This window comes from Paraburkholderia pallida, assembly GCF_004524855.1.
Classification (GTDB): domain Bacteria; phylum Pseudomonadota; class Gammaproteobacteria; order Burkholderiales; family Burkholderiaceae; genus Paraburkholderia; species Paraburkholderia oxyphila.
The window spans coordinates 209,377-233,144 of sequence record NZ_CP038152.1; the positions used below are offsets into that span (position 1 = coordinate 209,377).

Here is a 23,768-nt window from a genome sequence, read left to right on the forward strand (position 1 = left end):
GCGTCCTGATCTCCTCCTCGGTCCATCCTGCTTCTGCGTCCGCGGTGCCGTCACAGACTCAAACACGCCTGGCGCATGGCGCGCCGGCAATGGCGGAAGGCTGGATATGGACAGGAAAGACCTATTGAAATGGATTCGACAGAATGATTCTGGTGTCATCGAGCACTTCCCGCCGTTTGACGCTCGTACCGAGCTCGACGGCATAATTCGCGATCGTCGTCATGAAATCGATGAGGACGCTTACCTGATGTTTGTCTCGATCCGCGCGTTGTTGCGCAAAGACGGGATGGCGAGCTGCGAATCGGACCTGGAAGCAGGCCAGATCATGGCACTCCTCAAGCCTTGATGGCTTTGGTCGCAACAAAATGCTTTGCGGTGGCCACTGGTCCCGCAGCGCCTGAAGGAGGAAGGCAAATGCAGCTCGATTCAATCCGATTCCATATCGACCCGACTCCGCATCAGCAACGATGGTCTCTGGATCGTTGTTGCCATGGTGCTTCGATCCGTTGCGCGCCACGTTCAAGAAAGTGCCGACTTCCTTTTCGGTACGGAATTGTCCCCGCCCTTTGAGGATCTCGGTGACGGCTGCGATCGCTTTCTCCCGTGCCGTTTAATCCTGCGGGAAAACGCGCGATGACCTCGAACGCCGTTGTTGCAACAAGCCAGCAATTACTTCTTCGGCGGCCGGCGCAAGGTGGAGTACCGAAAACCTGTCACCGCCGTCGAGATAGATCTTTATCGCGATATCAAGCATCGAACACGCGATTTAGATTTTGGCGTACTCCCTGATCGCTCGATCAATGCCGTTTCTCTGTTTTTCCTACGCGCTAAGGCGCAGCGCTAGGGCCAGCTCTCGAATTCGCCGGGCCGCATCGCGTGGCGTGTCGGATGCCCGTGTCCAGTCGTGATGGCACCATTGGACCACTGCAGCGGCGTCGCTCAACGTTCGCGCAGAGATCACGTCGCAAACCTCGTCTGCAACCTCACCCCACCATTCTGCTCCTTCGCCGTCACTTGCGCGGGTCGATCGCCTTGCGATAGCTCATCCTAGCAGTGTCGAGCTTCCCTTGCGTTAGCTCGACATGACGCCGAGGATTTTTACGTCAGTCAAGCGCACGCGCAGACGACGTGCCACTGCGCATTGAGCCCGCGTAACCAGATCGAGTCCTTTGGATGGGTCTGCTACGCGAGCGACAAAATCGATGCTGCCGGCGACGGGTTCGCCATGCTTCACAGCCTCGTAGGTAGCCGACACTGCAATACGTTCCATCGCGATTTTCCGGTGTCCTTTACTTTCGACCGCGACCGCGATCGAACGCTTCGTCCGCGATCGCCTTCGGGGTCTCGAACGTCACACCGCCGTCCCATTCCAGCGTCACGGCAGCACCACACGAGGCACAGGTAGATGCCTCGCCGTCGTGCGAGTCGTCATCGAGGTGCTGTTCACCGCGATGCCGGCAATCTGCACAGTTGTACACATACAGAACCTTGCCTGACCGAGTCACTTCGACCTCCCTGTTTTCCGACTCGTTAGCGGGTCATTGCCTGCGAGGCAAGGAACAGGCAGTTCCGCGTGCCAATCGCAACCAACGCGACATCACCTCGTGGACGCCAACCGGCCGCGACTTCCCTATTCACTTTCTCCTAGAGGTCAGCAACCGCATCATGCTCTTCCCCGCTTTCCTTTGTCCCGGATTATGAGCGGTCGCGACCAATCACGTTGAGACCAGGATCCAGCCGCCGGATAAGATACGCCTCGATTGCGGCAGCTTCGAAAGAGCTCTCTCCAGGGAGTCCTATCGTACGTACCGCATGTGCTCCGTCCAGATTCGCGCTCTTTACGCGGCCCGCTGTCCGATCGGCGTTCCAGCCAAAGTGGGCGCCCAGGCGAGCACCTAGACCGTCTGCTTTTCCGATGTACAGCAGATTGTCGTCGCGGTCGAAGACGAAATAAACCCCAGCAGCGGCAGCATTGGGGAAGCTGGCAAAAGCAAAGTCGTCAACGATGAAAAACGGCGAACTCAGTGTGACCACTCCCACCTTCGGCCTCGGGAACTCTCGGTTAAATTCCAATTTCGCTAGCTCGACGTCGTTGAGCGAGACGGCTCTGATTGATGTCATCGTGTTTTCCGTTGTATCAGTAGTGGTAGCGACACGAAATGATGTTGATCTGATTGCCGTCGACCTCGTAGACCAGGCGATTCGTCTCATCGATACGGCGCGACCAAAAACCCGCCAAGTTTTCTTTCAATGGCTCGGGTTTGCCAATGCCCTCAAACGGCGCGCGCTGCGTCTCCTTGATAAGTTGATTGATGCGTTTCAGCGTCTTTTTGTCTTGTCCCTGCCAGTAGACATAGTCGTCCCATGCCTCAGCCGTCCACATGACGTTCAAAGCGCCGCTCATTCGCCGTCTTCAACCAGCTTGCGGGGCTTGACCTTGCCAGACCTTGCCTGCGCAATTGAGCGCTCCAGATGAGCCACGTTGGCCGGAGAGCGCAGCAGATGAACCGTTTCCATCAGGCTGTCGTAATGCTCTTGAGACATGACAATCGCGTTAGGCGCGTCGCGCCGGGTGATGAGTGTAACGTCTACGTCATCGACCACCTGGTCGATGACGCGCTTGAGATTCGCGCGGGCGTCTGAAAAGGGGATTGTGCGCATGCGCCCTCCTTCCTGGGGAACTTGTACCGAAATGAGTACAAGTTTATCACGCGCCACGAACACGTACAACTAACGGTACATGTTGTGCCTCAAGTACCGCCGGTTTCGTGTCGTGTTGCGAGGCGACTGGGCCGCGCGAAGTGCGAAATCAACCGGCAACACGGGCCGCCTGTGCTTTCCCCGGAAAAATCCGCTGACTCGCCCTGCTCAAGGCCTGCGCCGCACCGACCCGCTCCTCGGACCGCGGTCGTGGGGCCGACCGCCCTGCCAGCGATTTGGATGCGCCGGGAACCGGCGTTGCGAATATGACCAAGGCCTAGACGGTTAGTTGCATTGCACAGCCCGGAGCGCAACCTCGTCAATGATGTGGACGTCCTTTGAGGCACGGGCGCTGGATCTCGACTGATCGCGACGCAAAGCCACGAGGATCATCGTCGCGTTGCGAAACCAGACCGTGCCGAAGGGCGATGCGCGGCCTTCCCCGCAGACGTTCCACGGCGCCAAGGAATCCATCACCGCACAAACGCAGTCCTCGGCCGAGGACAACCTACCTACGCAACACCAATACGGGGCGTTGACAGCGTGCAAGGTCTCGACCGGCAAAAGATGCCCAAACGGGACAAATGACGTTCGGTCCAGCAATAACCCTTCAGCAGAGCCCGATACGTTCGCGGGTAAGCGTGATACGTCCCATTTTCCTCTCGGGGATGTGCATATTGCAACGCAACGCCGATCGCTATATGGCCGCTGAGCTCGTAGCGATTTGCAGTAGTAGAAAGCTGCGTATTCCATTGGTGCTGGCAGTATATTTGCTGCGGATTGTCCAAGCTCAGCACCCTTTCAGACTTTTCATGCCGAGACCGTCGTTTTCCACCCAGCTCTACGTGCTCTGGATCCTCGTCGTCATCCTGTGCAGCCTGCTAACCGGTGTCGTGTGGCTGATGCTGTCATCGGCACTCGGGGAGCGCGTCACTGTCGCGAAACAGCAGGCGGCCACGACCTGCATGGCGGTCGCGTCGCGTTACGACCTGTCGATGCAGCGGCCGGGTGAAACCAACGTCGATCTCATGCATGCCGTGCTCGACCTGGTGCTGGTCCGCACAGAGGGCATCGAAGGCGGTTTCTGGACTTCTGCGTCCGCGCATGGCGCACCGAATGGCTTTCTCGCCTACGCTTTTCCTACCTACGAAGGGAGCGGCCTTAAGCGCGACGTCCCCGAAGCCGAGATACCACTCATCCTTCGCACGCTTCGAGACGTTGCCGAGACCGGCCAGACGCGTGCTGACGTCGTGGCCAGCGGCGCGGATGCGGTTATCGCCGTCGCCTGCCCGGTCCCGCACCACGCAGGCCTCCTCGCCTGGATGCTCACGCGCGCGCGGCCGCCGCTCGGACCGTACGGGGAGCGCGCTGCGACGTTTCTGGCAGGCGTGCTCGCGATCATCGTGGCGCTGGCCCTGTTGCTCGCGTTGACGCTCAGGCGCTGGAAGCACAACCTCACGCGACTCGAACAGGCGCTCGCGCCGAACGGCAAACCCGAGTAGGCCAGGCGGCTCGAGCGACTCGGCGAACGCGATCTCGATTACATCATCGATGCGCTCAACCGCTATGTCGAACGCGCAGACCGCCTGCAGCGCGAGGCGAGCGAACTGGGCACGAAGCTCGGGCTGGCGGAACGCTTCGGCGCGCTGGGCAAGATGGCCACCCAGATGGCACACGAGATCCGCAATCCGGTTGGCGCCATGCGGCTCAAGGCTGAAAACGCGCTCGCGGCCGACGACGCGCGGCGCAAATCTGCGTTGACGCGACCCGTCGCAAGCGCGGCATCATCGTAGCAGCATGCGTAATGACGACGCTCGCCTCGCTCGCGCTCCGGGTGGCGCATAGCGGGTGGATAGTCGCAGCGTCGCAGATCCTCACGGCACTTACGGGCGCCGCGCTCGGGCCGGCTGTGGCGGGTGTGACGCTTGGCATCGTCCATGCACGCGGTTTCGACCGGCAGTTCGGCCGCAACCAGGTGGCCAATCACGCTGGCAATGTCGCGGGTGCGGCGCTGTCGGGCTGGCTCGGCTGGCGCTATGGCTTCGGCGCGGTGTTCGCGCTCACGGTCATCTCGACGCTGCTGATCCGTCGCGATTCGATCGATCACGACAGCGCACGAGGCGTCGCGGCGGCGTCCGCGCGAGAGCACGAACACGCTAGCGGCTTTCGCGTCTTGCTGACCTGCCGCCCGCTGCAGCTGTCCGCCGCGCTCGCGATGTTTCACCTCGGCAATGCCGCGATGCTGCCGCTCTATGGCCTTGCGGTCGTCGCCGCGCACAAGGGCGATCCAAGCGCGTTCACCGCGCAGACGATCGTGGTCGCGCAACTGGTGATGGTTATCGCCGCGCGCTTCGCTAACCGGTTGATCCTGCGACTCGTGTACTGGGGTGTGATTCTGATCACCTTTCTCGCGCTGCCGCTGCGTTGCCTGGTCGCGGCACTGTTCATTACGGCGTGGGGCGTGTGGCCCGTGCAGACGCTCGACGGCATCGGCGCGGGGCTGCAAAGCGTGGCTGTTCCCGCGCTCGTCGTGCGGCTTCTTCAGGGCACCGGGCGCGTCAACGTCGGGCAGGGCGTGGTGATGACGGTGCAAGGCGTCGGGGCGGCGCTAAGCCCTACTCTGGGCGGCGTGCTCGCCCAGCACTTTGGCTATGCCGCGGCATTCCTCGTGCTGGGCGCGGTGTCGACCGGTTCGCTCGCGCTATGGCTGCTGTTCGGCACCTCCCTGAAGAAAGCCTGCGGCAGTTGCCGCGAACTCGCCAACCCGGGGTCTATCGCAACATGAATCCGACTTTCCTCTCCTGGGGTATCGCGCTTGCCTCCACCGCTGGCGTCATGCTGCGACCGTTTCGCTGGCCCGAAGCGATCTGGGCCGTGGCAGGCGCCGTGCTGCTCGTCGCGCTCCGACTGCTTCCTGTCGGCCTCGCGTTGGAGGCGGTCGGCAAAGGCACCGACGTCTACCTGTTTCTCATCGGCATGATGCTGCTGTCCGAGCTGGGGCGCCGCGAAGGGGGGTGTTCGACTGGATCGCGGTGCTCGCCGTGAACCATGCGAAAGGCTCGCCGCGCAAGCTGTTTCTGCTGGTGTATCTGGTTGGCGTCGTAGTGACGACGTTCCTCTCGAACGATGCCGCCGCTGTCGTGCTGACGCCCGCCGTGTTCGCGACCGCGAAGAAGGCGAATACGAAGCCGCTGCCGCTGCTGTACATCTGCGCGTTCATCGCCAATGCGGCGAGTCTCGTGCTGCCGATCTCGAATCCTGCCAATCTTGTTCTGTACGCGAATCACCCGCCGGCGCTGGGCTTGTGGCTGGCGCGCTTCGCTGTGCCGTCGATGCTGTCGACCGTCGCGACGTTCTTCGTGCTGCGCTGGACGCAGCGTCGGGATCTCGAAGGGTTGTGCGACTCTGGCCTGCCCGTCGAGACGCTCAGCACGAACGGCAAGGTAGCGCTGACTGGCATTTCCGTCCATTAGCGACCGGAAGCAGCGTGGCGTATTCGCCAGGTACCCTGCCTCATGCAACTGACCTTCTTCCGCCGGTACAGTGCGGCTTCCAGAGGCGGACGCTTCTCGTCAACCTGAACGGGCGTCATCCCCGCGATGTCAGCGGCCCCCGTACCGCGGCGAGCGATGAATTGCTGCAGTGAATCTGAGGGGACGGCCGACAATGTGCCAAGAAATATTCCATTCGAAATCTCGATTTACTCCTTTACGCTGATGCCCCGGAAGAGACAGACCTCGACGCACCGCGAGTAATCTTGCTCGAAAAACCGGTAAAGGTCCGCGATGGCGTCCTCCGCGCTCGTTTGAATCGCCCTGTCCACCACCCCCTGCGCGATCGTCTCAGAGTGAAGGGAAGCCGCCATCGCGCCGTGATTTAGCATGCGCCCGTCACTCTCTTTCACCTGCGGTATGGCCGACACTGCGTCTCGAAGCTCGTCTGAAACGTAGAAATGCACATGACCTGACGAGTCTCCCGGGAGCGAGAACTTTAAAAACGTGGGGTCTTTCGTGCGCAATAGTTCGCTAAGGACGCGGACTAGACTTTCTCTGGGCATATGTGAACTCACGATCGGAATGGATTGCAACTTTCACCCGCAACGGCAAACCTCGGCGCCCGGCCTGGCGTCATTTACATGGCCGCTTGCGGCGCTTCGACAACTTGCCCAAATTGCGGCTTGTAAATCAGGATGCGTTCGAAGGGCGATTTTGCGAGCGCAGCCCCATCAGGCCATTCGATGAACTGGTCCTGCGCAGGGTCCATATACTCGACCACCAGTAGAAGCCAGAAAGCCTCGCAGCCCTTGTCATACCCCACAGCTTTCGCGGTCTTGCCGGCTACGAGTTCACGTACGCGATCTACCGAAAGCAGAGGCACTGTGTAGCCTTGATTGGGCCGCCATTTTGCGTCCTCGTACTCTTCCCCGTTGTGGAAGAGAGAGTGCAACTCAGGGACATGGACAAAGGTAAGAGGATTTACTCGGCCGGCCGAGTTCTCGACACGCATTGCGATCTCGGCAAGTTTGCGCGCGAGGGACTCGATATCGCTGACAGGCTGACAAGGATCGAACGTCGCCCAAAGCTCGATGTCTCGCCCACCCGACTCACGGTGTAGAGATTGAGCTCGCCCCATGACTTGGTCCCTGCGGTGCCCTTGAACCTGCTCGCTTGTCCGATCGCTGCCATCAACGAGGTACAGATTCGCGATCTCGATGCCGAGGCGGCGTTCGCCGTGCAGGATGACGTCCGGCTTGTCCGCGTATTCAATCCGTCCGGCCGGCAATGCGTAGTGCGAGCTGAACAAGCCGAAGTAGTACTGCTCGATCGCGCTGTTGGTAGGACGACGCATTGCGCAGCACCAGGACGGGTTGGAGCGGACAACTATAGCGCAGCGCACATTTTCGGTTTTGCGAGGCCGGAATTCTTTTTTGGGGGGGGGAAGGTAGGGGAGCCCCAATTTTCGATGGCGCCGTCCCATCAGGAGCCCAGCGCGACGGGGTCGGAACGACATTCGCTGGCCTGCTGGACCGGTATATGCGGGACGTCTCCCCAGCTCAACGATCTCATTCCAGCGATAAGGGCCGCGCTCGCACCCTGCGCAAGCACCTTGGCCCTTATAAGCTGACAGAGTAGTCGCGGCCAATGCTTTTGTGGCGCGATGAACGCTATCACCACACGGACCCGCATTTGGCCTACAGGCCATGAGGCTTCAACTCCGCTCACCGCCGCTTCGACGCTTGGGAGATCGTTCCGGACCGGGAAGCGGCCATACACCCTTCGTCAGCGGCGAGGACTGCTTCGGGGTCGACTACGGCCAACCGCATCGGACAGCCGTCGGCCGAGGCCGTGTAAAAACGTGCAGAACGGCTGACCGGCGACACGCAGTTGGGCGCTCGATTGCTTTCGACCGAGGCGCAGGCAGATGAAGTGATCGTGTTTTACGGGCAAACAGCGTCGGCGCACGTGTTCACGCGCCTGCCAGCTTCATCGCTCGCAGCGTCTGTGCGAATCCGAGGATCCTGATGACTCGCTTGAGGTTGTATGCCAGCACATGCAAACTCATTTCGGCCGCAACATGGCCCAAACCGCGGGTCTGGAAGTGGGTTGAGCCCATCCAGTGTTTGAGTGTGCCGAACACGTGCTCAACTGTCCGGCGTCGTATCGTCATGGCGTCAAGCTGACGATCCAGTCTTGACTGCATTGCCTCAAGCACTGCCTCGTGTTCCCATCGTCGGATACGACGGTAATCAGCAGGCGTGCACTGGCTTTTCATCGGGCACTTCGGGCAAGCGCTACTCCAGTACGTTCGCAGCTCCAGCAGATTGGCGCCTTCGAAGGAGGTGTATCGGTATATCGCACGTTGACCCGCTGGACACAGGTAGTGATCGTCCCTGGCGATATAGATGAAGTCGGCCCGGTCGAACCGCCCGTCAGCCCTGGCGCTCGATGTTTGTGTTTTCGGCACCAGCGCCGCAATTCCCGCGTCGTCGCAAGCCTTGATTTCCGTTGCATTGAAGTATCCGCGATCAGCCAGTGCCTTGAGCTTTTTCTTGCCCATTGCTTCGCGCGCGGCTTTGGCCATCGGACTTAGCTGTGCGCGGTCACTACCGACGTTCGTCACTTCGTGTGTCACGATGAGGTGATGCTTCGTATCAACAGCCACCTGAACGTTGTAACCAACCACGCCCGTGCCTTTTGCTTGCGACATCATCGAGCGCGAGTCAGGATCAGTCAGCGAGACCTGTTTTCCCGGTAAATCATTCAACAGCTCTGCGGCTCGATCCAGATCCCGCATCTGCTCGCGCAGCGTCTCGATCTTGTCCCGTAGCCGTTCGGTTTTGGCTTCTACCTCGACTGGTTGCGTGCGATCAGCCGTTTCCAGAGCATCCAGATAACGCTGAATGCTTTGCTCGATCTGTTCCTGACGCCTCGCAATCTTGTTGGGCGTGAAGTTGTTATCGCGGCTGTTGACGGCCTTGAACTTGCTGCCGTCGATGGCGACGGCAGCTTGCGTGAAGAGCTTCAGGTCTCGGCATATCACCACGAAGCGCCGACATACATTGCGAATGCCGACGCCGTTGTTGCGTCTGAACTCGGCAATCGTCTTGAAGTCCGGCGCGAGGCGCCCGGTCAACCACATCAGTTCGACATTACGCTGGCACTCGCGCTCCAGACGTCGGCTCGACTGCACGCGGTTGAGATAGCCGTAGATGTAGAGTTTGAGCAGAACGGATGGATGGTAAGACGGTCGGCCCGTATTCGCAGGCGTGGTGCCCTCGAACCCCATTGAAGCCAGATCGAGCTCGTCGACGAATGCATCAACTATCCGCACGGGATTGTCTTCGGCGATAAAGTCTTCGAGACATTCCGGCAGCAGCGTCGCCTGATTGCGGTTTGCACCTTCGACAAATCGCCCCATCTTCGCCTCTCGCGCTAACAGGTTGATTCAGTCTAGGTGATCGCGCGGGCTTTGACACACCCTCGGCCAACTGCGGCCCTTCGACAGGGCCATACATATCCGAGATAATCAATCGCGTAGTAGCCGCGCCATGGAATCGCTAACCGGAAGATACGGTAAATCTTCGCCTTGCATCCAGATTTGCCATTCAGGGTAATTTGAAGTTGATAAAAATGCTAATTGGTCAGTGAATCCTTGAGTTTTTTGAAAAGCTCAAAATAGCCCGGATCATCGGCTTTGAATTTCTTCGCGTACTTCGCAATTTTTTCCGGTGATGAAAGGCGAAATTTGTCAATGCGTTGTTCTTGTTCGCGAGATTCAGCCGTAATCTTGTTACATGGAGATTTGGTCATCGACTCCATTTGTTTGCCGTCGGCAAAAAATAAGCAGACAGACACTGCAGATGCCCCCGTTAATTACTCGCAGACGAAAAGCAAGTGAGCCATTTTGGCTTCTTCTTTATTTGATTTGCTGCGGCATTCACCATTCAAAGCGCTCAAAATGTCTTTACCAATCCGCATGGCCGACGGCGATTTGTCAACTCCTGGAAGAAGCTGCGACAAAATTTGTGTGTCAACCGAAACGGCTATTGACTTGATCGACATGCGTTTTTGAACTTTGCTGACTTCAATGAAAAAGCCGGACTTCCGAATCATTTTTCTCCATTCATCGAATTCTACGAGGCTCTTATTCTCGTCGGTCATCGCTTTCTTCATGGCAGCACAAAGCACCAAGACGCCGTTAAAGAGGACTTTTGTATCTTCTTGGCGTGATTCATCTTTAGTGGTTATGCCGTACCAAACATTGCCGGTTACGTTGAGTCTGCATTTCACCACCAGCTCATCATCACCCTCTGGTGCATCATTAGCAACCTCAGCCGAAGTCGCATTTTTTATTCTCTTTATAATTACAGCACTCAATTCATTCGATGAAATTTCGTAAGCGTCTAGCTTTTCATGACCCGCGTCAATTGGCGATTTTACGAAATATTCAAACATATGACATCCATAGCAAAAGACCGAATTACGCGGCCAGCTGCCATTTGGCGACACCAATGTATACGCAACACTTCTTCACAGCAAATACAATTTGACTCGCGCAGCATGCGATTTTCATATTCTCCAAATCCTCAATATCGGCTGGACTCCCACGTCAAATACGACGATATCGTTATTAGCGGCTAACACATCCTGGACATCGAGCTATAGGTTTCGTAGTCGCCCCTGCAAATGCCCGCAGAGCGGTGCAGGCATTGGGTTACTCCCGGTGTTGAGTCAAGCGGAATCGCCGGAGAATAGGTAATCAGAGGTGGATTTCTGGGGGATTGTCGATGTCCGAGTTGAGCGAAGGCGGCGATTTGTTCCGTCAGCCGCTGGCACAGATGATCGATCTGCGGCATCCGTCGGCGGTGCTGGCGAGCCGGTGCCGTGGACGCAGATCGAGGCGGCCCAGGCACCGCACTTTGCCCGCTAGGTGCGTGAAGGCCGGGCCATCGCGCAAGAGGATCTGTTTGGTCCGTCCGTGCAGGTTGTAGGTGCCGGCGTTGCCGCAGCCGGTCGTCCCCGTCTCCCGCTGCGCCTGATGGCGAGCCTGCGGTATCTGAAACATGCCTACAAGCGTTCAAGACAGGACCTGAACGGCGCTCATTGCTTTACCTCCCTCGCGGTGCGACTGCAGGGTCACTCTGAGGCGTGACCGAAACCACAGAAGCCGGAGGCGAAGATGGGCTGCATCGCGCGAGGCAGAAGTTCGCGCAGCCAGGTTGCGGCCATGTCATCGTGCAACCGCTCATGCCACAGCATCTCAATGGTCGGCTTCGGCAGTCGGATCGGCGCCGGAAAAATCTTCACCGGCGCGACACGGAGCATCACCTCAGCCAGAGGTCGCGGGATGGTCGCGATCATGTCGCTCGAGGTAATGATGAACGGCAGTGCCAGGAAATGCGGCACCCTGGCGCCGATCTGACGGACTAGCCCGAGACGCTGCAGCGTCGATTCGACCACGTAGTGACCGGTTCCCTGCGCCTGTGCCACCGCATGACGCTCTCGCATGAAGTCAACACGCGAAAGCCGGCGTCCAATGCGCGGATGCTCCGAGCTGACGATGCACACATATTCACTCCGGAATAACGGCTTGTGAAGCAGGCTCGTATGAAGCGCTGGATTGAACTCAACGGCGAGATCTGCCGTGCCTTCGCGTAGCGTTGACAGTACAGATTCCGTTGGTAACTCGATCGTCTTGAAGCTGATGAAAGGGGCCTCGTTGCGGCAGATGTCGATGATCCGGGGCAGGATGATCGCAACGGCGATGTCGGTCATGACGATCGTGAACTCCTTGCGGCTCGTGCGGGGATCAAACTGATCGCGCATCTCGAGGCCCTGTTCGAGCGCGATCAGGGCGTGGGCGATCCGGTCGGCGAGAGACTGGGCCAACGGCGTCGGCATCACGCCACCGGCACATCGCACGAACAGCCGGTCATTGAAATGCTCTCGCAACGCGCGCAAAGCATGACTGACGGTCGGCTGTGAGACGCCGAGCGCCTCGGCGGCCCGGGAGACATTCCGATGATCCCATATCGCACGGAACACGACGAGCCGCTTCAAGTCGAGAGTCGGAGCAGTATTATTCATTTCACGAATAGTGATAACTAAATTATCGGCATTGTGCCATGAGACCGTTCCCGCAACACTTGAGGCCAATGACCGAGGAGCAACATCCCCATGAACAGCGGCGGTATAGAACGAATTTCGTTTCCCGGTGGCGCGTCATGCCACCTTCTGCGGCCAGTCCAGGACGCGCAGGGCGTACCGGCCCTCGTTGTGATGCTGGCAGCAATCGCTGGCGTCAACGACTACGTCGTCACGCGAGCGAAAGACCTGTGCGCGGAGGGCTACACCGTTGCGGTGCTCGACTACTTTGGTCGGGAAGGCACGGTCCCAGACCTCTCTACGCTGTACTGATTGGTGAGGCGGTGGCTGCGCTGGATGACCGGCGTGTGCTCGGGGATCTCGGAGAAATTCTGGAGTGGGCGCGGACCGAAGGCTTCCCGCTTTCGAAAGTGGGCCTGCTCGGTTTCTGTATCGGTGGAACCTATGCTGCGTTGGCGAGCGCCCATCATGCGGTCGGTTGCGCGGTCGATTACTACGGACAGCTTAACTATTCGTCACGCACCGAGCGCAAACCCGTAGCACCGGTCGATGTCGCCGATTTGATCAAAGCGCCGTTGCTGTGCCACTACGGCGACTGGGACCGTCTCGTGAGCCGCGAGGAGATTGACGGATTTACGAGCCGACTACGCACGGCCCAGAAGCCGTACGAGCTTTTCATCTACAACGGCGCGCCACACGCGTTCGACGAATGGTTCCGGCCCGCAATTTTCAGGCCGGCTGCGTCGAGCGCCGCCTGGCAACGCACGCGAATTTTCCTGAACTGGCACCTGCGCGGCCACCTCGGCGCGCACTGGCCAAACCCGCTCATTTCATTCAAGGAGACACAAATGAGTCAAGAAAACGCAGTCAAACTCGAAACGTCGCCGGTAACGGAAGTCGTCGACCGAACCGAGTGGGCCCAGATGATGACGGACGACGAGTACTATCCGTTCCTCGTCAAGAAGAACTTGCGTCCTGCCATCTGGCGCTGGGAGGATGTGGTGGAGCGGCTCAATGTTGTGCTGAAAGACCCGCTGCGCAACGCGGATCGCCGCTTTATCTCGCTGGTCCATGGCGATACGGGCGAAGCGGCCGGGGTATTCCCGTCGATCTTTCTGGGCATTCAGGGGTTCAACCCGGGCGAGCACATCATCGCGCACCGTCATAGCTCGTACGCGCTGTACCACATTATTCAGGGCGATGGTTACTCGATCCTGGACGGCAAGCGGTTTGACTGGAAGCGTGGCGATACATTCGCCTGTCCGCCGATGGCCAGCCACGAGCATATCAACACCGGCACTGAGCCCGCTATCCAATACGTGATTCAGGACATGCCCGCACGTGCGATGGAGCGCAACCTGATCTGGGAAGAACCCATGGGCCACGTCTTCCACATGGTGGAGGGAAATCGTCCGCACCAACCGTGACGGGCCGGCACCTCTTCGGAGGTGCCGTTTTCATTGTGCCGAGGTTTCGGGTCATTGACGCATCAGGCTGTGTAATGACTAGCGTCAGTAATGTTGGCTCTGATGATGCGTCGGCGATTCATACAGTGCCAGTCTCCATCATCCGGATGCGCGCCAATGACTTCCTCCATCCTTCCGCTTTTTCTGTTCGTCGCCGTTGCGACTGTGACGCCCGGCGGCGCAACCACGCTCGCCACGGCGTCGGGAGCCCGCTTTGGCTTTGTGCGCTCGATTCCGCTGATGCTCGGTATCGCGACGGGTCTCGCGTTGCTCGCCGCCGTTGCCGCGCTCGGGCTTGGCAGTCTGTTGCTGTCGATGCCTGCGCTGCAAACGGTCGTGAAAGCGCTCGGTTCCGCGTATCTGCTTTGGCTCGCGTGGCGGATCGCGCGAAGCGGGCCGCCGAACGCGGGCCACGGCCCCGCGCGGCCGGCCACGCTGGTCAACGGCTTCCTGCTGCTGTGGCTCAATCCGAAAAGCTGGGCGATGACGGTTGGCGCGGCCGCATCTTTCGCACTGCTTTCTAACAGTCCCACCCGGCTCGCGACGCTGCTCGGCGCTACATTCGGCCTCGCCGCATGTGGGTCGCTAGCGCTGTGGTGCGCACTCGGTGCACTGTTTGCACGGCTGTTTCGAGCGTCGTTTCACTGGCGCATTTTCAATCTAGCGATGGGCGTGCTGCTCGCCGTATCCGTCATCCCCACCTGGAAATAGCCATGCCGGTCCCTCCGCTTGCCGAGTCGTTCGGCCACGAAACCGCGTTCGGCAGTGTGTCGGAAGACTGATGGTCGAATATCGTCGCGCAGGTCAACGATCAATACGTGAGGATCGCGAAAGTACGCGACCAACTCGTCCGGCACGACCATGCGCATTGAACCCGCCAGCAGGTCGTCGACGCGGCCGCCTTCATATTCGATCTTGAGCGTCGGCGACCGGATTGTGCGGCGTGCCGCGCGGCAGCACGTACGACGGACGAATGCTGGATTCTGCTGATCGAGCCCGTGCAGACGAAGCACACCGGCGACGTCGCGTCGCGGCTAACAAGGACGATCGATGAGTAGCTGCGTCAATTGGGCTGAGTCCATGTTTCAGCTTTGACAGGTCGTTTACGGGCCAACTTGGGACATTGGTGAAATTAACTGTACTGGCCGTAACGGCTCCGGAACCGGTCGTTGCAGCGGCGCTAGTCTGAACGGCGCCTGAGGATCGATATGACCCATTCGGCTTTGCGCCGCAGCGATGCTCCCCTGCGCAACCGACTGCACCTGCCAGCGCGATTCACGTCCTGCCCGCACACCGGGATGTTCATCATGCGAATTTTGACACCCATTACAAGAGATATTTCTGGCTTCCAATCGCCTCCAGACTATTCCGGCATCAACAGACTGCGCGGCCGCTGCTCCGACGCTGACGTTCTTCGTATGGAGAGCGCAATCGTCGAACTTGCCGACGCAACATGACTCGCACCGTAACTTGAAGATGAAGAAATTCACATGTCGAGGAGCAGCCCGTTGAGTGCTTCACACGGTACGCCTGACTGAAAATAGACCTTCAGGGCAAGCGGTCACGAATAGCGAGCAGCAGATCGAGGTGCCTTTCAACGAGCAGCGGAACGTTTGTTTCGCCGCGGATCCATCGACCAATGGTGCGGCGGTCGTAGCCCGAATATGCAGCGAACATCATCACCTGGGTCCAGCCAAGGCGCGCCAGTGCGCATGAGAGGTCAGCAGGTGTCACGCCTATCCAGGACGCCACGATCCAGGGCTCACGCCCTGCGGCGCCACCGCCTGTTAGGTCTGAAGGCTCGTCGCGCCGATCTTGTCTCACCAACAACCAATCGTTTCGTATGTAATCTGCTTTATCGGTCTGCTCTACCGCCACCACCCTCCTGAGAGCCGTCTAATTTGCTGTAATCGGCGCACCATCATTTATATCCGTTCAGTTATACATCCTATAACAGGATGCAATTTCGGCCACAATATTGACTGACCACCATCTCCGGCGACGCGACGCAGCGGCCGTCTGCCGAATGTGTCGCGCCCTCCCCTTTTCCCGTCTTCGGAGACTCCATGAGAACAAAATACGCTCGCGCAGCGGTACGCTCGCTGCGCCATGCGGCAGCGCTTTTGGTCACGCTTGGCACCTATGTCGTATTGAGCCCTACTGCCACCGCCGCACAGCCGATGGGCGTCGCGTTCGTCTATCTCGGCAACCCGGGTGACGCAGGCTGGACCTACGCGCACGAACAGGGCGTGAAGGCGATCGAAGCCAAGTTCGGTGACCAGATCAAGGTCACGCGCGTCGAAAACGTACCCGAATCCGCGGACTCGGAGCGTGTGTTTCGCGACCTCGCGAGCAAGGGCAACAAGATTATCGTTGGCTCGAGCTTCGGATTCCAGGATTTCGAACTGAAAACCGCGAAAGATTATCCCGACGTCGTCTTCGAGCATGCGACCGGCTACAAGAAGTCCGCGAACTTCGCGACCTACGACGTGCGCACCTACCAGAGCGCCTATCTGGCGGGGCTCGTCGGAGGCTATACGACGAAGACGAATACGCTTGGCTTCGTCGCCTCGGTGCCAGTGCCGGAAGTGGTACGCAACATCAACTCCTTCACGATGGGCGCGCGTTCGGTCAATCCGGATGCGAGGGTGAAGGTCATATGGATCAACAGCTGGTTCGATCCGGGCAAGGAGAAACAGGCGGCCGAAACGCTGATTGGCCAGGGTGCGGACGTGCTAATCCAGAATACCGATTCGACGGCGACGATGCAGACGGCCGAGCAGAAGAAGGTTCACGCGTTCGGCTGGGACTCTGACATGAAGAAGTTCGGCCCGGATGCGCAACTCGGCGCATGCGTGAGTTACTGGGGCGTCTACTACTCGCACCTGATCGAGCAGGTGCAGTCCGGCACGTGGACCAACGCGCCGACGTGGTGGGGCCTCAAGGAAAAAGCAATCGACCTCGCCGACATCAACACCGCGGCCGTGTCACCTGCCGCGCAAAAGGCCCTAGCGCAAAAGCGCAACGACATCATCGCCGGCAGATTCAATCCGTTCGCCGGACCGATCAGGGATCAGAGCGGCGCGATCAAGGTGGCCGCCGGCACATCGCTGCCGGATGCCGAGTTGCTGCGGCTGAACTGGTTCGTGCAGGGCGTCGACGGCTCATTGCCGAGGTAACACGACCAACATGGAGGAGACACGGTTTGAGCCGTACTAATCCCCGAAACAGAACGCGTCGGACTTCGCTGAGCAAGGGCTCGCGGCGACACGCGATCAGATCGTCCGCCATTTTCGCCATGCTGGCGTTGTCGCGCAACGCGTGATGCTGATGGGCCACCACCTGTTTGGGGCGATTCTCGCCGGACCTGATCAGGAGACTGTTCTCATAGAACAGGGCAATGTCGATTCCGTCAATCATTCGGAGAATCCGACAATGAGTGTGTCATCGCAGTCTGTCTTCGACCAGTGTCTGAAGCGTGTTGACCTGGTCGGGCCCGTGGCCGTGGTCGAGGAAGAAGTACTGCAGGTGCAGCGCGGGTTTTGGGTACGCGTATGAGCTGGGCTTGAATCGTACAGGTCTTCGTCGCGGCCCACGCCCTTACGCGCAAGGCGCAGCGTTCAGCTCACGAAAGGCAACTTGCTGTCGCGCGCGGCGGCGAGCATCGACAGCGTGATCTTGCGAACCTCGAGCTTGCTTTGCGTGATATGGGCGCGCAGCAGGATACCCGCCTCCGCGAATTTACCGCGATCGATGAGCTTGAGCATCGTCGAATGCTCGTCGTAGGTCGCGCTCGTACGATGCGCCTTGAGAAAATCGAGCCGACGCACGATACGAATCCGTTCGGTCACCTCGTTATGCACGCGCAGCATTTCGTCGTTTCCAGCAGCGCCGACAAGCCCACGATGAAAGGCCTCGTCAAGCACGAACATCGTAGCCGCATCGCCCTCGCGGTCTTCTTCATCGATACACCACACGGCGCGCAGCGCGTTCAGCGAGTCATGCGGCGCCGCCGGGAGCCGGTCGATCGCCGCTAGCTCGAGTACGATGCGCAGGTCATACAACTGGTCCAGCTGATTGAAGTTGATGTCACAGACCTTCCAGCCACGCCGAAAGCCCACTTCGAGATACCCTTCGCGCGCCAGACGGAAAAGCGCATCGCGCATCGGCGTGCGCGACACGCCGTAGTGCTGGGCAATGTCGTTCTCGGAAAAGCGGTCGCCCGGAAACAGGCGGAAGTTGAAGATGTCCTGCTTGAGCAGCTGATACACCTGCTCCGCAAGCGGGTTCGCGCTATAGACCACCTTCGCTGCATTGGCCGCGGAGGCTTCTGCTGCCACTTCGTGCATGTCGTCCATGAGTCGGGTGTAGTTGACGTCGAAAGTCCGCGCGCACATTCGCGCTTGCGCTGCATTATCTGCCTTTCAGACGGGTTCAATAAGGCTTACGTGTGCCGCCACAATCGTCCAGCCACCGAAAGCGTCATGGACGTCGCCAAGACGCACCCATGTCTGCATCTGGCGTCCGATGAGCGGCGTGGCGTCGCTCGTGAACTCGGTGCTCACGGTAGCGCAATCGAGGCCGAACGTCGTCACGACCGTGCGATGGAGCCGGCGCGAGCTCGGCACCGGCACGCAGGTCTCGCGCCAGCGGCGGATCGCCTCGCCACCGTGCTGGATCTCGGCAATGCCATAGCGTACCGTCTCCGGCCTGTCCCAGAACAGCCGGTTCATCGTCTCGATGTCATTGTCCACGAGCGCGCGCTCATAGGCCTCGAACGCCGCCGCCACCTCGGCGACGATCTCGGGCCGGTTCACGTCCATCGTCATCAAACTGCCTCCAGCAGGGCGTCGAGCGTGGCGGTCCAGCCGACGATACCGCCCTGCGAATGAATCATTGACAGGGTCGCGTCGCGAAACGCAGGGATGTAGCTCGCCGTTGCCTCCTCGACCAGCAAGCACTCGAAGCCGCGGTCGTTCGCTTCGCGCATCGAAGTCTGCACGCAAACCTCAGTCGTCACGCCCGCGAAAACAAGGTGCGTGACACCTCGCTGCGCCAGCTCTTCGCCAAGCCGTGTCGCGTAGAACGCTCCTTTGCCGGGTTTGTCGATGACGAGTTCGCCTTCGAGCGGCGCGAGCGCCTCGACGATATCGTTGCCGGGTTCGCCACGTATCAGGATGCGCCCCATCGGCCCCGCATCGCCAATGCGTGCATTCGGCGTGCCACGCAGGCGCTTGGCCGGCGGGCAATCGGAAAGATCCGGCGCATGCGATTCGCGCGTATGCACGACCTGCCAGCCCGCCGCGCGCGCATGGGCAAGCAGCCGCGCCACCGTCGGCACGATGCCGGCGAGCAGCGAAACGTCGTTGCCGAGCGCCTCGCCGAAGCCTCCGGGCTCGATGAAATCACGCTGCATGTCGATCAGGACGAGCGCGGTAGTGCGCGCGTCAAATGTGAACGGAGCAGGTTTTGCACAGGCGATGCTTGTCATCGCGATGTTTCTCCTTTGGATGCCTTCGGTTTCATTGCACCGCCCGTTCCTTCAGGCGTTCGCATGCGCGACGGCGGTCCCAGCCACGTAGTGCACGACCTCGTCCTCGTGGCCGGCCATGTGGCGCCCGAGCACCACACGATCGGCCTCGCTGGCGGCCGTCACGACGATGCGGTCGGCGAGCTCCAGCAGCTCATCAAGGTCTTCGCTCACCAGCAATACCGCCGCGCCAGCGTCGCGTGCGGCGAGTATGCGGGCATGGATATCGGCCACGGACGCGAAGTCGAGGCCGAACACCGGATTCGCGACGATCAGCACGTTGACTGGCTGCCCAAGCTCGCGTGCCAGCACGGCACGCTGAACGTTGCCGCCGGAGAGTGTTCCAATGGCGCGCTCAGGCAGCGGCGGTTGTACATTGAATTCCGCAATCAACCGTTCGGCCCGGGCGCGCATTGCGCGACGGTCGAGCCACCAGCCAGCGCGGCGCAGCGGTGCACGGTCGAAATCCCGAAGCGCCATGTTCTCGGCAACGCTCATGCCACCCACGCAGGCATTGCGCAGCGGCTCTTCGGGGAGGGCAAACACGCGCAGACGCGTCATCTGTTCGCGCGTCGCAGCATAAGGCGCACCCTCGACGCTCATCTCACCCGAATGGACCCGGCGCTGGCCGACCAGCGCCTCGATCAGTTCTTTCTGTCCGTTGCCCGATACACCCGCGAGCCCCAGGATTTCTCCGGCCCGCAATTTGAGCGACGCTTCGCGCACGACAGCATGGCCGCGATCATCGACCACCGAGAGTTTCGAGAGCGCGAGCCGCACGGGCGCATCGCTCGCGCATGCACGGCGCGCAAGCCGTGCCGCGCCTGTGTCGCCGGCATCTTCGACCAGCCCTTCGCGCGCCTGCTCGCTCGCGTCCGTGCCCATCATCCATGCCGCGAGCTGCTCGCGGTTCGTGTCGGCCACCGCGCAGGTACCCACGAGACGGCCCTTGCGCAGCACGGTCACGTCGTCGGCATAGGCCATGACTTCGCGGAACTTGTGCGTGATCATCAGCACCGAGAGGTCGCCGCGTGAAGCCAGCGTTCGCATGAGGCCCAGCACCTCGTCGGCTTCCTGCGGGGTCAGCACCGAGGTCGGTTCATCGAGAATCAGGAACTTCTGCTCCAGATAGAGCTGTTTGAGGATCTCCAGCTTCTGCTTTTCCCCTGCCGCCAGCGACGACACCGGCGCGTCGAGCGCGAGGCGAAACGGCATGCGGCGCATGAACGCGTCGAGCGCGGCACGTTCTGCGGCCCAGTCGATCTTCCAGGGCAGGCTGCCGCGCGCGAGCAGCAGGTTCTCCTCAACGGAGAGCCCCTGCGCCAGCGTGAAATGCTGATAGACCATGCCGATGCCAAGCGCCTGGGCATCACGCGGCGACGCGATATGGACCTCGCGGCCGTTGGCGAGAATCGCACCATGATCGAGCACGCCGTAACCCACGAGCCCCTTCACAAGCGTGCTCTTGCCCGCGCCATTTTCACCGAGCAACGCGTGAACGGTGCCCGGCATGACCTTGAGCGTTACGTCGTCAAGCGCGCGGAACGCGCCGAACGACTTGGTTGCACCGATCACCTCGACGCCGAGGGCGCGCATGGCGGTCGCCATGATCAGCGCTCCAGCGCGGCGACCAGCGCCGTCGAATCCGAGACCGTGCCGAATACCCCGCCCTGCATGAGGACCATGTTGAGGGCGGCTTCGTGGTTGCCCGTGTCGGTCGCGCCGCAGCAGTCCGCCAGCAACGTGCACTCGAAGCCGCGGTCGTTGGCCTCGCGCATCGTCGTGTGGACGCACACGTCGGTCGTGATGCCCGTGAGCACGAGATTGGCAATGCCGCGCGTGCGCAGGATCAGTTCGAGGTCGGTCGCACAGAACGAGCCCTTGCCGGGCTTGTCGATGACGATCTCGCCGGGCAGCGGCGCTAGCTCCTCGATAATCTCCCAGCCAGGCTCGCCACGCACGAGAATGCGCCCGCACGGCCCGGCGTCACCGATGCCGATGCCGTTGGTACCCGCCTGGCGGCTGCGCCAGCGCTTGTTCGCTGCCAGGTCGGACAGGTCCGGGCGATGCCCCTCGCGCGTATGAATGATCGTGAAGCCGAGTTCGCGCATGACCGCGAGCACCCTCCGGATCGGCTCGATCGGCGCGCGCGTGAGCGAGAGGTCCTAGCCCATCTTGTCGACGTAGCCGCCGTAGCCGCAGAAGTCGGTCTGCATGTCGATGACGATTAGCGCCGTGTTGTCGGGGCGCAGATTGCCGTCGTAGGGCCAGGGGTAAGGACGGGCTTCGATGTAGCGGGTCATGGTGATGCTCCGGTGCGTGCGCTGCGTGAGCGCACGCGAAGATCGGTTCGGTCGTTGAAATTGCGGTCCTGCTGGCGTTCAGCGCGTGAGGCTCAGCTCGCCAGGCGCGCCTGCGAGCGTGCGGTCCGGCCGGCAGTTGACGATCATGAGCACGAGCGTCAGCACGTACGGCGCCGCATTGAAGAGGTAGTAGCCGCTCGTCACGCCGATCGCCTGCAACGCAGGACCAAGTGCGCCGGCGGCGCCGAACAGCAGCGCGGCCCACAGGCAGCGCGGCGGCTGCCAGCGCGCGAAGATCACCAGCGCGACGGCCATGAGACCCTGCCCGCTCGACAGCCCCTCGTTCCAGCTGCCGGGATAGACCAGCGAAAGATACGCACCGCCCACACCGGCAAAGAGGCCGCCGACGGCCGTTGCGATGACGCGCACGCGCGTCACCGGATAGCCCATCGCGCGGGCGCTCTCGGCGTTCTCGCCAACGAGGCGCAACGTCATGCCCCAGCGCATCGAGCGCATGCCCCATTGCAGCGCAAAGGCGAGCGCGACGCCGATCACGAACAGCAGGTTCACGTGCAGCGCGTTATGCAGTTGTGGCGAGGCGGACCAGCCGCCGAGATCGATCGAAGACAGCATCGGCGCCTGGGGCTCGATGAACGGCTTGCCGAGATAGAACGCGAGGCCCGTGCCGAACAGCATCAGCGCGATGCCGAACGCGATATCGGAGACGCGCGGCAGTGAACAGACGAGCCCGTGCAGGCAGCCGAGCACGAGTCCGGCGAGCGCGGCGGCGAGCACGCCGATCCACGGCGATCCCGAGAGATACGACGCCGCGTAGCCGCACATCGCACCGGAAACGAGAATGCCTTCAAGGCCGAGATTGACGCGGCCCCCCTTCTCGGTGAGGCACTCGCCGAGGCTCACGAAGAGATACGGTGTGCTTACGCGGACCGCGCCCGCGAAGAGCGAGAGCAGCAACACGGCAACGGGCGAATGAAGATCAGACATGATGGGTACGTTCCAGAGAAACGGAAGGAGCCGCGAGCGCGGCGGCCTGCAGCCTCACGCGCCAGGCGGCAAGACGCGGACCGAGCGCCTCCCACGCGAGCAGGTTTGCGAACAGCAGGCCCTGCAGCACGAGCGTGGCCGCGTCGGGTAGATCGAGGCGACGCTGGAGCAGACTGCCGCTCGCCTCGATGCCCCCAATCATCAGTGCACAGACGATCACCGCGAACGGGTTTTGGCGCGCCGCGAACGCGACGAGAATGCCCGCGTAGCCGTAGCCCGAAAGCAGCGACGCATTGGCGCTGCCCTGCACGGCCGCGACTTCGAACATGCCGGCCAACCCCGCCGCCCCGCCGCCGAGCGCGCACGCCGTGAGCGCAAGCCCGCCCACCGGCAGGCCGACAAGGCGCGCCGCACGCACGTTGCCGCCGGTCACGCGCATGGCGAAGCCGAGCGTGCTTCGACGCACGAGCACCCAGGCGGCGAGACAGGCGAGCACGCCCCAGAAGAGCCCCCAATGCACGTCGAGGCCCGGCAGCGAGCCGACGGTCATGGCGTCCGGAACGGGCAGCGTCGAAGGCTTGTTGAGGCTCGCAGGGTCGCGCAGCGGCTCCTCGACGAGAAATTTGAAGACGGCGATCGCGATGTACGACATCAGCAAGCTGCTGATGGTCTCGTTCACGCCGCGCCTCTGACGCAGTGCACCGACGGCGCTGATCCACAGGCCGCCGGCGAGCATGCCTGCGAATGCCATCAGCGGTGTGGCGATGAACCAGGGCGTGGCATGCGGAAGGTACTGGGGCATGACTGCCGCCGCGAGACCGCCCAGCGCAAGCGCACCCTCCCCGCCAATGACAATCAGACCGACCTGAGCCGGCAGCGCGACGCACAGCGCCGTGAGCATGAGCGGCGCGGCACGCAGCAGTGTGTTCTGCCACGCAAACGACGAACCGAATGCGCCTTCGGCGATAAGACCGAGTGCGTCCGCTGCGTGCTGGCCTTGCACGAGCAGGAATGCGCCGAAGAGCACCAGCGTGGCAACGACCGCACACACTGTGGGTATGGCAGGCAGCACAGCGAGCAGCAGGCGCGCGAACCCGGTGGACACGCTACGGGACGGCCCGCGAGAGGGCGAAACAGAAGCAGACATCAGGACTCCCAG

Annotated in this window: 25 protein-coding genes and 6 pseudogenes; 13 read left to right on the forward strand and 18 right to left on the reverse strand. The window is 61.0% G+C overall.

The features are described from left to right. Positions 1-106 precede the first annotated feature (106 nt). A complete protein-coding gene (locus E1956_RS43505) occupies positions 107-346 on the forward strand; it encodes a hypothetical protein (protein ID WP_134760065.1) in 240 nt (79 codons plus the stop codon). 306 nt (positions 347-652) lie between these two features. Next, positions 653-844 (forward strand): hypothetical protein, encoded by a 192-nt coding sequence (locus E1956_RS46535; RefSeq protein ID WP_167760329.1) that lies wholly within the window; start codon positions 653-655, stop codon positions 842-844. 228 nt (positions 845-1,072) lie between these two features. On the opposite strand, the gene E1956_RS43515 is transcribed toward E1956_RS46535, so the two are convergent. The 4 genes from E1956_RS43515 to E1956_RS43530 form a co-directional block, all read right to left on the reverse strand. Then, a complete protein-coding gene (locus E1956_RS43515) occupies positions 1,073-1,270 on the reverse strand; it encodes a hypothetical protein (protein WP_134760067.1) in 198 nt (65 codons plus the stop codon). A gap of 425 nt (positions 1,271-1,695) precedes the next feature. Then, a complete protein-coding gene (locus tag E1956_RS43520) occupies positions 1,696-2,121 on the reverse strand; it encodes a GIY-YIG nuclease family protein (protein WP_167760330.1) in 426 nt (141 codons plus the stop codon). A 16-nt stretch (positions 2,122-2,137) separates the two neighbouring features. After that, a complete protein-coding gene (locus E1956_RS43525) occupies positions 2,138-2,404 on the reverse strand; it encodes a Txe/YoeB family addiction module toxin (protein ID WP_134760071.1) in 267 nt (88 codons plus the stop codon). Further along, on the reverse strand, positions 2,401-2,661 hold the full coding sequence (locus E1956_RS43530; RefSeq protein WP_134760073.1) for a type II toxin-antitoxin system Phd/YefM family antitoxin: 261 nt from the start codon (positions 2,659-2,661) through the stop codon (positions 2,401-2,403). The genes E1956_RS43525 and E1956_RS43530 overlap by 4 nt, the downstream gene beginning before the upstream one ends. A gap of 851 nt (positions 2,662-3,512) precedes the next feature. Here E1956_RS43530 and E1956_RS43535 point away from each other — a divergent pair. The 3 pseudogenes from E1956_RS43535 to E1956_RS43545 form a co-directional block, all read left to right on the forward strand. After that, positions 3,513-4,460: pseudogene (locus E1956_RS43535) on the forward strand (sensor histidine kinase); the annotation flags it as partial. Next, positions 4,457-5,485, forward strand: a pseudogene (locus E1956_RS43540) (MFS transporter); the annotation flags it as partial. The pseudogenes E1956_RS43535 and E1956_RS43540, both read left to right, overlap by 4 nt. Beyond that, positions 5,482-6,167: pseudogene (locus tag E1956_RS43545) on the forward strand (SLC13 family permease); the annotation flags it as partial. The pseudogenes E1956_RS43540 and E1956_RS43545, both read left to right, overlap by 4 nt. A 664-nt stretch (positions 6,168-6,831) precedes the next feature. Here E1956_RS43545 and E1956_RS43550 read toward each other — a convergent pair. The 4 genes from E1956_RS43550 to E1956_RS43560 all read right to left on the reverse strand — a co-directional run bounded on the left by E1956_RS43550 (position 6,832) and on the right by E1956_RS43560 (position 10,655). Then, positions 6,832-7,548 (reverse strand): hypothetical protein, encoded by a 717-nt coding sequence (locus E1956_RS43550; protein ID WP_134760078.1) that lies wholly within the window; start codon positions 7,546-7,548, stop codon positions 6,832-6,834. A gap of 618 nt (positions 7,549-8,166) precedes the next feature. Further along, positions 8,167-9,618, reverse strand: a complete 1,452-nt coding sequence (locus tag E1956_RS43555; RefSeq protein WP_134760080.1) for an IS1182 family transposase — start codon at positions 9,616-9,618, stop codon at positions 8,167-8,169. A 215-nt stretch (positions 9,619-9,833) separates the two neighbouring features. Beyond that, entirely contained in the window at positions 9,834-10,010 is a 177-nt protein-coding gene (locus E1956_RS46540; protein WP_167760331.1) for a hypothetical protein, read from the reverse strand. 63 nt (positions 10,011-10,073) lie between these two features. Then, a complete protein-coding gene (locus tag E1956_RS43560) occupies positions 10,074-10,655 on the reverse strand; it encodes a hypothetical protein (protein WP_134760082.1) in 582 nt (193 codons plus the stop codon). A gap of 332 nt (positions 10,656-10,987) precedes the next feature. On the opposite strand from E1956_RS43560, the pseudogene E1956_RS43565 reads away from it, so the two are divergent. Continuing rightward, positions 10,988-11,292: pseudogene (locus E1956_RS43565) on the forward strand (IS5/IS1182 family transposase); the annotation flags it as partial. A gap of 44 nt (positions 11,293-11,336) precedes the next feature. Here E1956_RS43565 and E1956_RS43570 read toward each other — a convergent pair. Further along, positions 11,337-12,260 (reverse strand): LysR family transcriptional regulator, encoded by a 924-nt coding sequence (locus E1956_RS43570; RefSeq protein ID WP_167760332.1) that lies wholly within the window; start codon positions 12,258-12,260, stop codon positions 11,337-11,339. A gap of 117 nt (positions 12,261-12,377) precedes the next feature. Here E1956_RS43570 and E1956_RS46545 point away from each other — a divergent pair, with 117 nt between their 5' ends. The 3 genes from E1956_RS46545 (at position 12,378) to E1956_RS43580 (ending at position 14,482) form a co-directional block, all read left to right on the forward strand. Next, positions 12,378-12,617 carry a dienelactone hydrolase family protein gene (locus E1956_RS46545; protein ID WP_167760333.1) on the forward strand — a complete coding sequence of 80 codons (240 nt, stop codon included), beginning with the start codon at positions 12,378-12,380 and terminating at the stop codon, positions 12,615-12,617. Between the two features lie 11 nt (positions 12,618-12,628). After that, entirely contained in the window at positions 12,629-13,732 is a 1,104-nt protein-coding gene (locus E1956_RS43575; RefSeq protein WP_167760334.1) for a dienelactone hydrolase family protein, read from the forward strand. Positions 13,733-13,888: 156 nt separating this feature from the next. Beyond that, entirely contained in the window at positions 13,889-14,482 is a 594-nt protein-coding gene (locus tag E1956_RS43580; protein WP_134760088.1) for a LysE family translocator, read from the forward strand. Here E1956_RS43580 and E1956_RS47635 read toward each other — a convergent pair. Next, the gene (locus E1956_RS47635) at positions 14,413-14,784 is read right to left on the reverse strand and encodes a hypothetical protein (RefSeq protein ID WP_167760335.1); all 372 of its coding nucleotides are present in this window, start codon (positions 14,782-14,784) and stop codon (positions 14,413-14,415) included. The genes E1956_RS43580 and E1956_RS47635 overlap by 70 nt on opposite strands. Between E1956_RS47635 and E1956_RS47890 the strand changes: the two are divergent. Both E1956_RS47890 and E1956_RS46555 read left to right on the forward strand, forming a co-directional pair. Continuing rightward, a pseudogene (locus E1956_RS47890) lies at positions 14,740-14,829 on the forward strand (cupin domain-containing protein); the annotation flags it as partial. The gene E1956_RS47635 and the pseudogene E1956_RS47890 sit on opposite strands and share 45 nt — an antisense overlap. Before the next feature lie 150 nt (positions 14,830-14,979). After that, positions 14,980-15,228 (forward strand): hypothetical protein, encoded by a 249-nt coding sequence (locus tag E1956_RS46555; RefSeq protein ID WP_167760336.1) that lies wholly within the window; start codon positions 14,980-14,982, stop codon positions 15,226-15,228. Between the two features lie 91 nt (positions 15,229-15,319). On the opposite strand, the gene E1956_RS43590 is transcribed toward E1956_RS46555, so the two are convergent. Next, a complete protein-coding gene (locus E1956_RS43590) occupies positions 15,320-15,649 on the reverse strand; it encodes a hypothetical protein (RefSeq protein ID WP_134760090.1) in 330 nt (109 codons plus the stop codon). Positions 15,650-15,837: 188 nt separating this feature from the next. Between E1956_RS43590 and E1956_RS43595 the strand changes: the two genes are divergently transcribed. Together E1956_RS43595 and E1956_RS43600 are read left to right on the forward strand one after the other, a co-directional pair. Next, positions 15,838-16,950: a BMP family ABC transporter substrate-binding protein gene (locus E1956_RS43595; RefSeq protein ID WP_134760092.1), complete on the forward strand. Its 1,113-nt coding sequence runs from the start codon at positions 15,838-15,840 to the stop codon at positions 16,948-16,950. A 142-nt stretch (positions 16,951-17,092) separates the two neighbouring features. Next, positions 17,093-17,329, forward strand: a complete 237-nt coding sequence (locus tag E1956_RS43600) for a hypothetical protein (RefSeq protein WP_335930061.1) — start codon at positions 17,093-17,095, stop codon at positions 17,327-17,329. Between the two features lie 62 nt (positions 17,330-17,391). On the opposite strand, the gene E1956_RS43605 is transcribed toward E1956_RS43600, so the two are convergent. The 7 genes and pseudogenes from E1956_RS43605 to E1956_RS43635 form a co-directional block, all read right to left on the reverse strand. After that, the gene (locus E1956_RS43605) at positions 17,392-18,120 is read right to left on the reverse strand and encodes a GntR family transcriptional regulator (RefSeq protein WP_232072616.1); all 729 of its coding nucleotides are present in this window, start codon (positions 18,118-18,120) and stop codon (positions 17,392-17,394) included. A 75-nt stretch (positions 18,121-18,195) separates the two neighbouring features. Further along, the gene (gene hpxZ, locus E1956_RS43610; RefSeq protein WP_197733037.1) at positions 18,196-18,594 is read right to left on the reverse strand and encodes an oxalurate catabolism protein HpxZ; all 399 of its coding nucleotides are present in this window, start codon (positions 18,592-18,594) and stop codon (positions 18,196-18,198) included. Positions 18,595-18,599: 5 nt separating this feature from the next. After that, positions 18,600-19,262: a cysteine hydrolase family protein gene (locus tag E1956_RS43615; protein WP_134760098.1), complete on the reverse strand. Its 663-nt coding sequence runs from the start codon at positions 19,260-19,262 to the stop codon at positions 18,600-18,602. Positions 19,263-19,313: 51 nt separating this feature from the next. Further along, the gene (locus E1956_RS43620; RefSeq protein WP_232072597.1) at positions 19,314-20,909 is read right to left on the reverse strand and encodes an ABC transporter ATP-binding protein; all 1,596 of its coding nucleotides are present in this window, start codon (positions 20,907-20,909) and stop codon (positions 19,314-19,316) included. A 2-nt stretch (positions 20,910-20,911) separates the two neighbouring features. Continuing rightward, positions 20,912-21,604 (reverse strand): annotated as a pseudogene (gene biuH, locus E1956_RS43625) (biuret amidohydrolase). Positions 21,605-21,682: 78 nt separating this feature from the next. Beyond that, positions 21,683-22,609 (reverse strand): ABC transporter permease, encoded by a 927-nt coding sequence (locus E1956_RS43630; protein ID WP_134760100.1) that lies wholly within the window; start codon positions 22,607-22,609, stop codon positions 21,683-21,685. Continuing rightward, the gene (locus E1956_RS43635; RefSeq protein ID WP_134760102.1) at positions 22,602-23,756 is read right to left on the reverse strand and encodes an ABC transporter permease; all 1,155 of its coding nucleotides are present in this window, start codon (positions 23,754-23,756) and stop codon (positions 22,602-22,604) included. The genes E1956_RS43630 and E1956_RS43635 overlap by 8 nt, the downstream gene beginning before the upstream one ends. Between the last annotated feature and the right edge of the window lie 12 nt (positions 23,757-23,768).

Coding starts and splice junctions, on each gene's coding strand:
- E1956_RS43615 (WP_134760098.1), bottom strand. CDS start 19,262: ATGACAAGCATCGCCTGTGCAAAACCTGCTCCGTTCACATTTGACGCG.
- E1956_RS46540 (WP_167760331.1), bottom strand. CDS start 10,010: ATGACCAAATCTCCATGTAACAAGATTACGGCTGAATCTCGCGAACAA.
- E1956_RS43605 (WP_232072616.1), bottom strand. CDS start 18,120: ATGCACGAAGTGGCAGCAGAAGCCTCCGCGGCCAATGCAGCGAAGGTG.
- E1956_RS43595 (WP_134760092.1), top strand. CDS start 15,838: ATGAGAACAAAATACGCTCGCGCAGCGGTACGCTCGCTGCGCCATGCG.
- E1956_RS43635 (WP_134760102.1), bottom strand. CDS start 23,756: ATGTCTGCTTCTGTTTCGCCCTCTCGCGGGCCGTCCCGTAGCGTGTCC.
- E1956_RS43530 (WP_134760073.1), bottom strand. CDS start 2,661: ATGCGCACAATCCCCTTTTCAGACGCCCGCGCGAATCTCAAGCGCGTC.
- E1956_RS43520 (WP_167760330.1), bottom strand. CDS start 2,121: ATGACATCAATCAGAGCCGTCTCGCTCAACGACGTCGAGCTAGCGAAA.
- E1956_RS46555 (WP_167760336.1), top strand. CDS start 14,980: ATGACCCATTCGGCTTTGCGCCGCAGCGATGCTCCCCTGCGCAACCGA.
- E1956_RS43560 (WP_134760082.1), bottom strand. CDS start 10,655: ATGTTTGAATATTTCGTAAAATCGCCAATTGACGCGGGTCATGAAAAG.
- E1956_RS43555 (WP_134760080.1), bottom strand. CDS start 9,618: ATGGGGCGATTTGTCGAAGGTGCAAACCGCAATCAGGCGACGCTGCTG.
- E1956_RS43505 (WP_134760065.1), top strand. CDS start 107: ATGGACAGGAAAGACCTATTGAAATGGATTCGACAGAATGATTCTGGT.
- E1956_RS43550 (WP_134760078.1), bottom strand. CDS start 7,548: ATGCGTCGTCCTACCAACAGCGCGATCGAGCAGTACTACTTCGGCTTG.
- E1956_RS43620 (WP_232072597.1), bottom strand. CDS start 20,909: ATGGCGACCGCCATGCGCGCCCTCGGCGTCGAGGTGATCGGTGCAACC.
- E1956_RS43515 (WP_134760067.1), bottom strand. CDS start 1,270: ATGGAACGTATTGCAGTGTCGGCTACCTACGAGGCTGTGAAGCATGGC.
- E1956_RS43580 (WP_134760088.1), top strand. CDS start 13,889: ATGACTTCCTCCATCCTTCCGCTTTTTCTGTTCGTCGCCGTTGCGACT.
- hpxZ (WP_197733037.1), bottom strand. CDS start 18,594: ATGGACGTGAACCGGCCCGAGATCGTCGCCGAGGTGGCGGCGGCGTTC.
- E1956_RS43630 (WP_134760100.1), bottom strand. CDS start 22,609: ATGTCTGATCTTCATTCGCCCGTTGCCGTGTTGCTGCTCTCGCTCTTC.
- E1956_RS46545 (WP_167760333.1), top strand. CDS start 12,378: ATGAACAGCGGCGGTATAGAACGAATTTCGTTTCCCGGTGGCGCGTCA.
- E1956_RS43525 (WP_134760071.1), bottom strand. CDS start 2,404: ATGAGCGGCGCTTTGAACGTCATGTGGACGGCTGAGGCATGGGACGAC.